At 42.7% G+C, this 13,434-nt stretch carries 14 protein-coding genes and 1 pseudogene; 10 read left to right on the top strand and 5 right to left on the bottom strand.

The features are described 5' to 3' along the window. The first annotated feature begins 38 nt into the window (after positions 1-38). From C4S61_RS00150 to C4S61_RS00140, 3 genes are all read left to right on the top strand, one after another. A complete protein-coding gene (locus C4S61_RS00150) occupies positions 39-2,198 on the top strand; it encodes an alpha-glucuronidase family glycosyl hydrolase (protein ID WP_103922779.1) in 2,160 nt (719 codons plus the stop codon). Between the two features lie 218 nt (positions 2,199-2,416). Then, positions 2,417-2,905, top strand: a complete 489-nt coding sequence (locus tag C4S61_RS00145; RefSeq protein ID WP_103922778.1) for a VOC family protein — start codon at positions 2,417-2,419, stop codon at positions 2,903-2,905. A 78-nt stretch (positions 2,906-2,983) separates the two neighbouring features. Further along, on the top strand, positions 2,984-4,000 hold the full coding sequence (locus C4S61_RS00140) for a PDDEXK nuclease domain-containing protein (protein ID WP_235009692.1): 1,017 nt from the start codon (positions 2,984-2,986) through the stop codon (positions 3,998-4,000). Positions 4,001-4,014: 14 nt separating this feature from the next. Here the strand turns inward: C4S61_RS00140 and C4S61_RS00135 are convergent, their stop codons facing one another. Then, on the bottom strand, positions 4,015-4,851 hold the full coding sequence (locus C4S61_RS00135; protein WP_103922776.1) for an alpha/beta hydrolase: 837 nt from the start codon (positions 4,849-4,851) through the stop codon (positions 4,015-4,017). Between the two features lie 33 nt (positions 4,852-4,884). On the opposite strand from C4S61_RS00135, the gene C4S61_RS00130 reads away from it, so the two are divergent. The 3 genes from C4S61_RS00130 (at position 4,885) to C4S61_RS00120 (ending at position 6,599) form a co-directional block, all read left to right on the top strand. After that, a complete protein-coding gene (locus C4S61_RS00130; protein WP_103922775.1) occupies positions 4,885-5,067 on the top strand; it encodes a DUF4160 domain-containing protein in 183 nt (60 codons plus the stop codon). Positions 5,068-5,098: 31 nt separating this feature from the next. Further along, positions 5,099-5,335, top strand: a complete 237-nt coding sequence (locus C4S61_RS00125) for a DUF2442 domain-containing protein (RefSeq protein ID WP_103922774.1) — start codon at positions 5,099-5,101, stop codon at positions 5,333-5,335. A gap of 61 nt (positions 5,336-5,396) precedes the next feature. Then, positions 5,397-6,599, top strand: a complete 1,203-nt coding sequence (locus tag C4S61_RS00120; protein ID WP_103922773.1) for a serine hydrolase domain-containing protein — start codon at positions 5,397-5,399, stop codon at positions 6,597-6,599. Between the two features lie 45 nt (positions 6,600-6,644). Here C4S61_RS00120 and C4S61_RS00115 read toward each other — a convergent pair whose 3' ends face one another. The 4 genes and pseudogenes from C4S61_RS00115 to C4S61_RS00100 all read right to left on the bottom strand — a co-directional run bounded on the left by C4S61_RS00115 (position 6,645) and on the right by C4S61_RS00100 (position 10,434). Then, the gene (locus tag C4S61_RS00115) at positions 6,645-6,896 is read right to left on the bottom strand and encodes a helix-turn-helix domain-containing protein (protein WP_235009690.1); all 252 of its coding nucleotides are present in this window, start codon (positions 6,894-6,896) and stop codon (positions 6,645-6,647) included. Positions 6,897-7,044: 148 nt separating this feature from the next. After that, positions 7,045-7,233: pseudogene (locus C4S61_RS22585) on the bottom strand (type II toxin-antitoxin system HigB family toxin); the annotation flags it as partial. Positions 7,234-7,295: 62 nt separating this feature from the next. Beyond that, positions 7,296-8,144: an alpha/beta hydrolase gene (locus C4S61_RS00105; protein ID WP_103922772.1), complete on the bottom strand. Its 849-nt coding sequence runs from the start codon at positions 8,142-8,144 to the stop codon at positions 7,296-7,298. A 118-nt stretch (positions 8,145-8,262) separates the two neighbouring features. Then, on the bottom strand, positions 8,263-10,434 hold the full coding sequence (locus C4S61_RS00100; protein ID WP_103922771.1) for a B12-binding domain-containing radical SAM protein: 2,172 nt from the start codon (positions 10,432-10,434) through the stop codon (positions 8,263-8,265). Between the two features lie 458 nt (positions 10,435-10,892). Here C4S61_RS00100 and C4S61_RS00090 point away from each other — a divergent pair, with 458 nt between their 5' ends. The 4 genes from C4S61_RS00090 (at position 10,893) to C4S61_RS00075 (ending at position 13,415) form a co-directional block, all read left to right on the top strand. Beyond that, complete coding sequence (locus C4S61_RS00090) at positions 10,893-11,360, top strand: YehS family protein (protein WP_103922769.1); 468 nt, start codon at positions 10,893-10,895, stop codon at positions 11,358-11,360. 169 nt (positions 11,361-11,529) lie between these two features. After that, a complete protein-coding gene (locus tag C4S61_RS00085; protein ID WP_103922768.1) occupies positions 11,530-12,069 on the top strand; it encodes a DinB family protein in 540 nt (179 codons plus the stop codon). Between the two features lie 83 nt (positions 12,070-12,152). Further along, positions 12,153-12,785: a Crp/Fnr family transcriptional regulator gene (locus C4S61_RS00080; RefSeq protein ID WP_103922767.1), complete on the top strand. Its 633-nt coding sequence runs from the start codon at positions 12,153-12,155 to the stop codon at positions 12,783-12,785. A gap of 171 nt (positions 12,786-12,956) precedes the next feature. Further along, positions 12,957-13,415, top strand: a complete 459-nt coding sequence (locus tag C4S61_RS00075) for a DsrE family protein (protein ID WP_103922766.1) — start codon at positions 12,957-12,959, stop codon at positions 13,413-13,415. The last annotated feature ends 19 nt before the right edge of the window (positions 13,416-13,434 follow it).

Below are 13,434 nucleotides of genomic sequence, written 5' to 3'. Positions count from 1 at the left end.
GATTTTTGAACAACTTGAAATCCTGAATCTAATACCCTATGAAAAACCTCTTGACTTTACTGCTTTTTTTTGCATTTACCTATTCATCCTTTGCCAAAGACGGTTATGAGCTTTGGCTGGACTACGACAAAGTCGAGGCCCTGCAGATGAAAGCGCAATTGGAATCGCTTTTCTCCGGTTTTTTCTTCTTTGGAGAAAGCCCAACCTACGATGTCATCAGAAAGGAGCTGGAGATCGCCGGGGAAAAGATGCTAGGTAAAGCGCCAGTTTTCTCCCAAGAAAGACTCGGTCAAACCCAAGTTTGGCTGGGAACCAGAGAACAGCTATCGCAAGTTTTAGGATTGGACCAACAAGCCCAAATCTTGGAACTTGGTGAGGATGGCTTTTGGATGGGACCGATCATTTTTCAGGGCAAAACCTATTTCACAATAGTGGGAAACCGCCCGGTTGGAGTCCTATATGGTGTATTCAATTGGCTGAGAAGCATCCAAACCGGAACTTTTGATCCAGGCACTCAAAAATCAGAACAACCAAAAGTTAAACTTCGGATGCTCAACCATTGGGACAACCTGGACCGAACTGTAGAAAGAGGTTATGCAGGTTTTTCGATTTGGGATTGGCACAAGCTTCCGGGCTACATCGATCCCCGCTACATCGACTATGCACGGGCCAATGCCTCCCTCGGAATCAACGCCGTGTCGCTCACCAACGTCAATGCAAACGCACGAATTCTGACTACGGATTTTATGAAAAAAGCCAAGGTACTGGCTGATATTTTCAGGCCTTATGGGATACAAGTTTTTCTCACTGCCCGCTTCTCCGCGCCTATCGAAATCGGGGGATTGAAGACTGCCGACCCACTTGATCCGGAGGTCATAGCTTTCTGGAAAGAAAAGACGGATGAGCTATATTCTTTCATCCCTGACTTTGGGGGATTTTTGGTGAAAGCCAATTCCGAAGGCCAACCGGGTCCGCATGAATACCAGCGAAACCATGCGGAAGGCGCAAATGTACTGGCAGATGCACTCGCCCCACATGGAGGAGTGCTAATTTGGAGAGCCTTTGTCTATTCACATGAAGTAGATCAGGACAGGCACAAGCAGGCTAATTTGGAGTTTGAGCCATTGGACGGGAAGTTTCGGGATAACGTGATCATTCAGGTAAAAAACGGAGCGATTGATTTTATGCCGCGAGAGCCTTTCCATCCACTCTTTGGAGCTGTCGAGAACACCAACCTCGGGATCGAATTTCAGATCACGCAAGAATATCTCGGTCAGGCTACGCAGCTGGTCTTCTTGGCACCGATGTGGGAGGAAGTTTTGCGCAGCAAAACCTATCGCCCTACTCCGGCTTCTACTGTAGCCGGCATCATTGATGGAAGTAATTCTGGTCAAAACCTGACCCTGATGGCCGGAGTCTCCAACATCGGCACCGATCGCAATTGGACAGGACATCTTTTTGGGCAATCCAATTGGTATGCCTTTGGACGTCAGGCATGGGATCATACCCTGACTTCTGCTGAGATTGCGGAAGAATGGACAAAAATGACTTTTGGCAATAGCCCGGAAGTCCTGTCAAAAATCGAAGAAATTCTACTCGAATCGCACGAAGCTGCGGTAAATTACATGATGCCACTTGGACTGCATCATATCATGGGTTGGGATCATCACTATGGCCCCGGTCCTTGGGTGACAGGGGGCAGACCGGATTGGACGGCGCTGTACTATCATCAGGCAGACAGTTTGGGAATAGGGTTTGACCGAACCAGCAGCGGAAGTAATGCGTTGGGTCAATATGCTCCCGAAATTGTACACCAGTGGTCTGATCCCAATCAGATTCCTGAGAAGTATTTGCTTTGGTTTCATCACCTACCCTGGGATTTTGAGCTGAAATCAGGGAAAACCCTTTGGGAGGAAATCGGACTTCATTATGATCAAGGGGTGAAAACGGCCAGAAAAATGCAGGAAACTTGGGCTTCTTTGGAGTCTGAGCTAGATCCGCAACGATTTGATCATGTGAGACAGCTATTGGCTATTCAGGTATCGGAAGCCGAATGGTGGAGGAATTCCTGTTTGCTCTACTTCCAGACTTTTGCGAAGCGGCCATTTCCAGCAGAAATCGAACAGCCAGCGGGTGATCTGGAATACTATAAAAGCTTACGATTTCCCACTGCTCCCGGGATCCGACCGAGATGGTAGATTGATTTTGGATTTCGGAATTTCGGATTTCGGATGCCTCGACAAGCTCAGCACAAGTTTTTGAGTTACGATTGACGAAGCGTTAGGAAGTTGTAGGAGGAAAAATGATATGTCAGGCTGAGCGGAGTCGAAGCCAAGATTTATTCGGCTCGTTTTTTTGACAAAAATGAAATATCGAACATCGAATCATGAATGTTGAATAATGAAGATCAGATCACATGGAACCCTACACCATACCTGCCGCAACCCAAATCGGACACGTACACCTGAAAGTAACTGACCTCCAACAATCGCTAGACTTCTATTGCGGGTTGCTGGGATTTGAATTGGTGATGATGTATGGAAAAGATGCAGCTTTCATTTCTGCTGGTGGCTATCATCACCACATCGGTTTGAATACCTGGCAGAGCAAGGGCGGGAAGCCTGCACCCAAAAATACAGCGGGACTTTTTCACACCGCTATACTTTTCCCAACAAGACGAGATTTGGCAGTAATTTTCAAAAGACTTTCTGAAGCAAAGTATCCACTTACAGGTGCCGCTGACCATGGGGTTTCGGAAGCGATCTATCTAGACGATCCTGATGAGAATGGGGTGGAATTGTATTGGGATCGGCCGAAAGAACTTTGGCCAAAAGATGAGAACGGTGAATTAACCATGTATACAAGGCAACTGGACGTGAATGGACTATTGAAAGAGATAAAATAAATTGGTCAAGATAAGTCAAGGCCTAATTGGCATTAATGATTTGAAAAATTTGATTTCCAAATCGTTTTAAAAAAATGAATGATGACTACAAATAATCTAATCAAGTCCGAATCCCATCTCTTTCAGGATTTATCCTCTTTGATCGAACAGAGTCGAAACCAAATAGCCGTTGTTGCCAATAGCGCATTAACGCTATTATTTTGGAAGGTTGGCAAACGAATAAGTGATGAAATTTTAAACAATGAACGAGCTGAGTACGGCAAACAAATCATTGCTACAATTTCTGCCCAACTGGAAGTCAACTATGGTCGAAATTTCACCGAGAAAAACGTCCGTCGTATGATTCAATTTGTTGACCAATTTCCGGAATTTGAAATTGTCGTTACACTGTCACGACAATTGAGTTGGAGTCATTTTTTGATATTAATACCTCTGAAATTACCCGAGGCAAGGAATTATTATTCTCATTTAGTAACTACAAATCAATTAAGCGTAAGAGATCTCAGACATCAAATATCACGCAAAGCATTTGAAAGGTCGGAAATAGCCAATATCCAACAGGATCAGATAGACAATTCTTTACAACACACTTTCAAAGACCCTTATTTATTGGATTTTCTTGGACTAAAAAATACCTATCTCGAAAACGATCTGGAAAAAGCGATTCTTCAGGAGTTGGAAACATTCATTTTAGAGCTGGGAAAAGGATTTGCCTTTATGGAACGCCAAAAAAGAATGATCATCGATGAGGAGGACTTTTATTTGGACTTGTTGTTTTACAATAGAAATTTAAAGCGTTTGGTCGCAATTGAGCTGAAAATCGGGAAATTTGAAGCCGGGTTTAAAGGTCAAATGGATCTTTATCTTAAGTGGCTCAACAAACATGAAAGACAAGAAGGAGAAAAGGAACCTATCGGCTTAATTCTCTGTGCCGAAACAAATAAAGAGCAAGTTGAACTGCTGGAAATGCACAAAGACAAAATAATGGTCGCGGAATATTGGACAGAAATGCCTCCAAAAAAGGAGTTGGAAAAGAAGCTCCACCAACTTTTAATCGAAGCCAAAGAGAGAATTGAAAGAAATCGAATCCAATGAGCAATTGGATAAAATCAAATCCTTTTTTCTACCCAATTTATAATCTCCATCATCACTTCCTCCCGATCAGAATCGTTGATCAGCTCATGATATCCCCCCGGAAAAATCCTGTAGGTCTTATCAGCTGATTTTGCTTTTTGAGCTAGCAATTCTGATCCCTTTGGGTTTGTCAGTCTGTCCGCGTCTCCATGAATCAGGAGAAATGGAAGTTTAAAATTCGCTGCCTGGCTTTGGATGTACTGCATCATCTGATACAGCTCATAGCCCGTCCGGGCAGGAATATTTTCCTGATATATCAGTGGATCTGTCTTGTATTTCTCCACTTCTCCAGGAATCCTGGAGATTCCAGCCACATCCAATTTCAAGACTTTAAACCTAGGCATAAGTTTATTCATCAAACCCGAAAGTGTAATCAATAAGTAGGATGTGCCCTCTGCCTCTTTGATCGCAGGCGAACTCATTATTACCCCCGTGGCATGAGGTTTATACTTCAAAACATAGGCTGCCACCAATCCTCCCCCCATGCTGTGTCCATAAAGAAAGGAAGGCTTTCCCGGGAGATAGGCTTTTACTTTTCCAAAAAGTGCATCGATGTCCTTTAAGTAGTCTTCATAAGAATCAAAGTAGGCCGTTGGCTTTCCTTCAGCTGATTTTCCATGACCTCTCCCATCAAAGGTAAATACCGCCACCCCCAAGTTATTTAGCTTTTCGACTATATGTCCATACCGACCGCTATGCTCTCCCAAACCATGAACAAGCAACATTCCGGCTATTGGATTCTCTGGCATCCAAGCTTGGAGGTAAAGTTTTAGGCCATCATGGGTAGTGTAGGAGGTTTCAAGGTGAGACATGAATCAAATAAGTTTTTGATTAAATTTAGAAGTATGCCGACCATATTCAAGCAAAATGGATTTAGATTTTTCTTCTATAGCAATGATCATTTGCCAAAGCATGTTCATACCGAAAAATCCGGCATGACGGCCAAATTCAATTTAAACCCAATCGAACTGGTGGTATCAAAAAAGTTTTCAGCCATCGAGTTGCGGGAAATTCGTATTTTGATCTAATTGAATTTAGAAATATTAGAAACACGCTGGGATGAGTACTTTAATTAATCTTAAATCGAACCAAGCTGTAAATCTCGCTTTTTCGAATGAAAAAATGACCATTTTCTTGGAAGACGGTCGTGAAATTGGAATTCCACTTGAATGGTTTCCAAGGCTCCGGGAAGCTACCAAAGAGCAGTTGGAAAATTGGAGGTTTGTCGGAAATGGAGAAGGAATCCATTGGGAAGAATTGGATCAAGATTTATTGGTCAGCGAATTGATTTCTTAAAATCGAACCCTTTTGAGACTAAGGATTTCTAATTCGAGTCTCTTTTTACTCCCAAAAACACATGATCCAAAAAACCCTTTCCACAATCCTCTTTTCACTAGTCCTGATTTGTTCAGGCTTAGCTCAATCCAGTCTTTCCACAGACCGTCTTACCCGCTACGACGCCTATTTCCAAAACGAGATCGATGAAGGCAGATTACCCGGTGTTGTCACTTTAGTTTATAAAAACGGCGAAAAAGTCCATGAATCAGCCTTGGGATACAATGACTTTTCTGCGAAAACTCCTGCTAGCTCAGATCAGATCTACTACATTCAGTCCATGACCAAGCCTATCATTACCGCGGCTTTTATGATGCTGTATGAAGAAGGTCACTTTTTTCTTAACGATCCACTTCACAAATACCTTCCGGAATTTAAGGATGCCAAGGTTGCCAAAGACCCAAAGCTGGGAACTGAAGGAGGTTTGGAACCTGTCAAATCACCGATCACCATCGCTCAACTGATGAGTCAGACGGCTGGATTTTCACATGGATTGGGAAGTACAAAAGTCGATGAAGAGGTCATTCGGGGACTTTATTACACCCAGCACAAGGATATTGCCGCAAGGGTCTCAGCTTATGCAAAGCTTCCACTCTATGGGCATCCCGGTGAGCAATGGTACTATTCCGCTTCCCCCGATATCTTGGCGCGATTGATTGAAGTATTCTCCGGTCAGACGGTAGCTGAATTCCTTCAGAAACGACTTTTTGACCCGCTGGGAATGAAGGATACCGGGTACAATCTTTCAGAAGAGCAGGCAAAGCGCATGACAGTACTGCATACCTATGACGACGCTGGCAAGTTGATTAAATCTCCAAGACAAACCGCAACTTCAGGAATTACAGTTTTCGCAGGAGCCAACGCGCTTTTTTCGACAGCACAGGATTATTCGCTTTTTGCCAGAATGATGCTAAACGGAGGTGAATTGGATGGGAAAAGATACCTAAGTTCCAAAACCGTAGAACTCATGCGTATGAATCAGAGCAAGGATCTTTTTCAGGATCCGGGAAAAGGTTTCGGTTTTGGCTTTGCTGTAGTGGATGACCTGGCTGATACCAAAGCCCTGGGCTCAGAAGGCACATTCTATTGGAACGGGGCTTATTGTACCTATTTCTTTATAGATCCAAAAGAGGAGATGGTCGCCATTTTCATGACACAGGTTGCACCGTACAGCTCCTACTATGAAAATAAATTTAAGCAAATGATCTATCAGGCGTTCGAATAATAGCGAGGAAAAAATATTACAATGAAACTAAGGGTTCTCCTTTTCTTAGCCCGCGTTCTTTAATGGACATTCTTTTATTAACCATTCCGCTGGTATTTTAAGAAGTTGGCTAAATTTTCTAATCATGGATAGCGAAAGCGACTGCTTGTAATTCAACACTTTGCTGACTGTTCCCTTGTCACCATATTCTTTGGCCAAAGTCGCTGCGTTATACCCAAAATCCTGTATTCGGATTTTGATTATTTCGATAGGATCAACCTCAGGCAGATCCCATAATTTGTTTTCATATTCTAACATCAAATGCACCAAAAGCATTTTTTCCTCATGGTCTTTTGAGCCTTCAACGGAGTTCTTTAAAGCTTCATAGCGCTCTCTTGCTAATTCAAAATCAGCTTCATTTTCAAGGAGATACCAGCTATTTTAGATTTCCATTTTTTGTCGAAAATTAGATTGTACTTGCGTCTATCTGGTCATACTCTGAAAGAGTACCTATAAAACAAGTTTTTACCAAGTTATCATCGAAATTAACTTCGATGATCAGTCGATATTTATTACCAACTATTTTAAACCCGGCTCTATTCCCTTTAATGATTTGGGCTGTTGGAAAACTATCTAATATGTCTTGGTTCTTTTTCCAATTGGCATTTTACCAACTTCTATAACGGTAAATTTTCACGGATTTGATACTTCCTCTTATCACCTTTTCTCTAAAAACTCTAACACATCTTCATATCCCCTACTCCAAGTCCAAAGGAACTGGGTAATCATCGGAATGTGCTTTTTCTTGGGATAGATTTTTACCTCCACATCCAACCCCTTTTCTTCTGCCACTTTCGTAAATCTACCCCTTCCTGCCCGAATGCTTGGATAGGTTTCCTCTCCTTCCAGAATCAACATCGGAATCTGACCGGCTTCCAAAAAGAAAATCGGCGAAGATTGTTTCCAAATCTCGGGATCAGTGGTGAAAGCATTCGTGTATTTCTTTCCCTCTCCTTCACTTGTTTCCATCAGATAGGAATACATATCCAAACCCGCAGGATCGATCAGAACTGCCCCTTTCAATGGATTTTCTTTCCCGAGTTGCTCAAAATTGGAGTCTTTCACCGCAACCAAACTTGCCAAATGTCCCCCGGCAGAATGCCCTGAAACAAAGAGCTGATCAGGATTCCCACCATATTCTCTAATATTTTCAGCGGTCCAGATCACGGCATTGGTAGCCGCTGCCTCCATCGAAGGCACTTGAAATTCCGGGTTGAGCGGATAGTCGACCATCACAGCAACTACACCTCTTCGAGCCAATCGATTTCCAAGGAAACTGTACAACTCCTTCTTGCCACTTTTCCAGCTTCCCCCATAATAGAAGATCAAAACTGGGAGATTTTTGGCTTTTTTGGGCGAAAAAATATTCAGCTGCTTTTCCGGCAAATTCATTTCTGAATTCGCCTGCATGTAGGAAATGTTTTTGCTTCGCTGTACGGATTTGAAAGCGCACCCAAAAGTGGAAAGGCAAAGACTGAGAATAAGGAAACGGATAATTGATTGCATAAAAGAATTAGGTGTATTTACTTAATCCGTGAATGACGGATAAGTTTAAAAGGAACGAAACAAAAACTACTATTGGATTAAGCCGAAAAGCATGATAGTTAAAGGAAAGGTCTATTTTTTAAAAAACCAACAATCCGTGCTCACGAAGAATCTCCCAAACTTCAGAGTCCAGCAATTCCTGAAAATCTCCCAATTCCTGCTCGTAATGTTCCCGGATCGGCTTCAGTGTATTTAGGTCTTTCTCATAGCCGACTTTTGCCAAAAGCCAACAAACCCACTCGCCCAACTCGATGGGAAGCTCAATGGCGAAGTCTTCTTTTTTCCCGGAAAAAATCAATTCACAGATTCCTTCCTCCGTTTCCATTAATTCAGGGGGCGAACCTATCCAGATAATTCGATTTTGATCGCGATAGCTCGGAGTCGCCTCGCCTTGAATCTGCCGTTCGATGTATTTTTTAGGTATTGAAGTTGGCGGAACTTTGATATCAAACCAATCCCGGAGCGGAATATCAAACCCAACTCCGTGCATGTAATTAAAGAGCGATTTGCGAAGTCCTTCGGAAAAAAGTGCATGATCCACTCCCACGGGATCGTTAAAATCCAGTTCATTATTTGCAAAAGTTCCCACTTCCAAATCCGTTCGCATTACACCAAAAGCTTTTGGGTCCAAACCCACCGGACTATGGGCCGTCATGGCAAATCGATGCCAAAAACCGGATTGCAAAACTCCAATTTCAAATAATTGGCGCACCATTTCCATGGAATCGATCGTCTCCTGCCCAGTCTGAGTTGGGTAACCGTACATCAGATAGGCATGAACCATGATGCCTGATTGGGTGAAATGGTTTGTTACCTGAGCGACCTGTGCGACGGTCACTCCTTTCTTGATCAGAGCCAAAAGCCGATCCGATGCTACCTCCAGGCCTCCCGAAACAGCAATGCAACCCGAGGCCCGAAGCAGGCGGCAAAGATCAGCGGTGAAGCTGTTTTCGAAGCGGATATTCGTCCACCAAACCACCACCAATCCGCGTCTTAAAATCTCAATTGCCAGGTCCCGCATCAATGCAGGAGGTGCCGCTTCATCTACAAAATGAAATCCATTTGTACCGGTTTGAGCCATGATTTCCTCGATTCGATCGCAAAGAATCGAAGCATTGATCGGTTCGTAGCGACCGATGTAATCCAGCGAAATATCGCAAAACGTGCATTTGCCCCAATAGCAACCATGCGCCAAAGTCAGCTTATTCCAGCGGCCATCACTCCACAGTCTGTGCATGGGATTTGCCACCTCAATGACCGAAAGGTAATCCCGCAACTTCAAATCGCTGTAATCCGGCGTGCCGACTTCCCGCTGAGGAAGGTCTTTTACGGCGAAATTATTCAAAAACTTGACTTCGCCATCGATACGAAAAAAGGTCCGTTTCAGCTCATTCAGGGTTCTTTTTCCATCCAAATAATCCAGCAAAAGCTGAATCGGAGCTTCCCCATCGTCCAAGGTAATGAAATCGATGTAATCGAAAACCCGCGGATCTTTTAGCGAACGAAGCTCCGTATTGGGATAGCCGCCTCCCATCCAAATTTTAATATTGGGATGGTTTTGCTTGAGGTATTGACCGCATTTCAGCGCGCCATAGAGATTACCCGGAAAAGGCACCGAAAAGGCCACGGACTCAGGATTCCAGGTTTGGATTTTTTCTTCCAAAAGCTCCAGCAGCATCGAATCGATCAAACTCATCGGCTGATGGAGCGCTTCCTCCATTTCGTCAAAAGTCAAAGCAGACATTCCCAATCGCTCGGCGTAGCGGCTGAATCCAAAATGAGGATCTACTGCCTCGGTAATCAAATCTCCAATATCTTCCAGATACAAGGTCGCCAGATACCTTGCTTTATCCCGAACTCCCAAAGTGCCAAAAGCCCATTCCAAATCATCCAATTGCTCAAAACGGCTGGCTTCGGGCAGGAAATTTCCTTCGGAAATATGGTAAGCAAGTGTGGGATTTTTGTCCTGCAAAAAATCAATGACTGTCCCGATCGTCTGCAAATAAGTCGACTTCATTCTCAAGATTCGGGCAGAATTCTCTGAAAGTTCCTCGCTTTTGCCTGAAGCCATTTCAAATACTTGGCTGAGTCCTTTTTTGGAGAAAAGTTTCAAAATCACTTCAATTCCCAAATCAGCTTGCCGGGAGGAGACCTGAAGCGTATTCAAAAATCCCTTGATGTAAGCAGTCGCCGGATAAGGGGTATTGAGCTGGGTAAAAGGAGGCGTAATAAAAAGGACTTTGGTAGACAAGGGCTTTGATTTTTGAACTGGGTCAAAGGTCGTATTTATTCACCGCAGCCACATAGGTAACCAGAGAAAATTAAAGCGTTTCAGCGTCACTTTCTGCAGCTATCAGAGGAAAAATTTTACCACAGAGAAAAAAAGAGAGGAGTTTGGCTCATCTTAAAACTATTTAGAACTGCATACCCTTTCGATATTTCCAGGCTTTTCAGAGAACACAGAGAAAAGCTAAAGCTTTTTTTGAGCAGCCAGCAACAGAAACCCATAAGTATCTATGTTCTTTTCTGTGGCCATCTAAGGGAAATAATCTGTGAGACTCTGCGACTTTTTCTGCGAAAATCAACGGGAACAATTTCTTGAGCGAAGCAAATCTGTGCCATCTGTGAAACAAGGTTTTTTTTACCAAGGGAGGAAATTTCTCCCTTCCTTTTGAGCCTCTGCCATTAAATTGAAGCATCTTTGTCTCCATGAGCAACAATGACGTCCTTCGAACCCTCCGCTACACTTTCGATTTCAATGACTTTGTGATGATGGATATTTTCAGCAAAGGTGGCCTTACTGTCACCCGGGAAGAAGTAAGCAACTGGCTCAAAAAGGACGAAGATGAAGCGTATAAGGCGATCTACGACAAGGATTTGGCCGCATTTCTAAATGGATTGATCATCCTAAAGCGCGGTCCAAAAGAGGACTCTACACCAGTGGCAGAGAAATCACTTGATAACAATGCCATTCTCAGAAAGCTGAAAATTGCCTTGGATATGAAGGATGACGATATGCTGGCAGTTTTCGCCTTGAAAAGTTTCAGACTGAGCAAGCACGAGTTGAGTGCCTTTTTCCGCCGACCTACTCAACCTCAATACCGACAATGCAAGGATCAGATTTTGAGGAATTTTTTACAGGGTTTACAAATGAAGTTCCGACCTGGGGAGGATTAATATTGGAATGATTCAAGCCATTCTGAAATGTAAAATAAAATAAGGCTTGATTTTTTTGATTTTGGAAAACAAAGACAGTCAAGTCATTAGTATTATTCTGACCAAGTGATTAATTTGAGTGGGTCAAGGAATTTTATCCCCCTGATTTTTTCCACCAAAACCATTTCCAATGAACCAAGTCCAAAAGCTTGTACAAGATGTCTCTACCGCACGAAACAGATACTTGGATCAAATAGCTAACCTTTCAGAATTTCAGGCGAGGTGGAAGCCAAATTCTGAAGTTTGGAATAGTATCGAAAATACCGAACATCTGTATTGGGCGGAACAGGGAGGGATTTTAGGTATGTGGAAAACACTTCACGCCATCCGAGAAGGGGAAATGATTCGCACTTATGAGTTCAATAATAAGGATTTATCCATCGAACAAATCGTTGAGAGGACTTGGCAACCGCTCGAAAAGGTTCCTGCTGTAGCTGCACCACGATTAGGGGGTTCTTTATCCTTTTGGAAGACATCTTTTTTGAATATGCAGAATGTTCTTGAAGCTTTTGCCCAAGACTTGCAGGAAAATGAACTGAGACTCCAAGCCCAGCACCACCCGATCTCAGGAGCTTTGGATTTCCATCAACGCCTGGAGTTTTTGCGATTTCATATTGATCGACATCGAGGACAAGTTTCGCAACTCATCTCTACTATGAATTCACTTTAGAATCAGCTTACTAGAAAAAAAGCTTCTAGTTCAATTTAAATCAGATCATGATATAAATTAAGGTTTTAACAAATCTCATTTTTATGGAAACATCAGCAGACTTATTCAAGGAGTTAAAATCTTTTTCTGAACCTGAGCTCCAAAAAGAAATCCTGAAACACGGAAAAATCATCAAAGCCAAGAAAGGCGACATCCTCATTCGTGAAGGTCAATATCTGAATTTTTTGCCCATCGTCATCAAAGGACTACTGAGAGTATATCAGGAAAATGAGGACCGGGAAATTCTCTTGTATTACGTTGGGCCGGAGCAAACCTGCATGATGTCTCTTTCAGCCGCCTATTTTGACTACTACAGCACTGCAAACGGCATAGCTATAAAGCCCTCAGAAATTCTTGTTTTGCCTGCCCACTTGATTGCAGAGTGGCAGCTTAAGTACCCTTCATGGAATAAGTTTATCCTCAAGACTTTTAAAAGCAGATACGATGAACTGCTTTCAGCTTTTGGAAATGTGGCTTTCAAACCTATTCAAATTCGTGTAAAGGACTACTTTTCGGAATATTTCAAGAATGAAGGTTCAAAAAAAATCCCGGTCTCCCATCAAACTTTAGCAAACGATTTGGGAACTACGCGTGTGGTAATTTCAAGGATTTTGAAGCAATTTGAGAAAGAAAACCTCGTCAAGCTTCACCGGGGATATATTGAGTTATTGTATTGAAAGCAATTTTTCAACAAGTAGACAAGGTAAATTAGCAATCTAATAATCTGTTTTTTACTATTTATTTTCAGTAGTGTATCATTTGATACACATATTTTTTGAGATCTGGTTTTATACTTAAAGTATTAAACAACAAAGCGTTGTTTACTTTATACAAAACCTCTTCTCAACATGAAAGCACTTCTTTTAATTAAATCATTCCTTCTAATTTCATTGGTTAGCTTCTCAACCAACTCCTTTGCGCAAGCAGAAAATGAAAAGGATGGCCCGCTCAAAATCCTCATTCATATCACAAACGGACCCGAAAATCCCACAACCGCAGCTTTAGGTTTTTTGGTGGCAAAAACCGCAGTTGAAGAAGGGCACACTGTAATGCTATTTCTTGCCGGAGATGCCGTTCAGCTGTTACGCAATGATGTGCTCGATAATTTAGCCGGTCTTGGGACGGGAAAACTGAGAGACCATTACGATTCCATTGTCAGAAGTGGGGGAAAATTTTATTTGTCCGGAATGTCAAGCAAAGCCCGCGGACTTACTGAAGCGGATCTCAAAGACAAGCCTTATGAATTTGCATTGCCAAAAGTACTCTTGCAATTGTCGATTGATAGTGATCGAATGTTTGTGTACTGATTCTTTGTAAAACTAAACA

Origin of the sequence: Algoriphagus boritolerans DSM 17298 = JCM 18970, assembly GCF_900108085.1 — a bacterium.
GTDB classification, from domain to species: Bacteria; Bacteroidota; Bacteroidia; order Cytophagales; family Cyclobacteriaceae; genus Algoriphagus; species Algoriphagus boritolerans.
The sequence above is the reverse complement of the archived record's forward strand: the minus strand, read 5'-3'. Positions and strand labels throughout refer to the sequence as shown.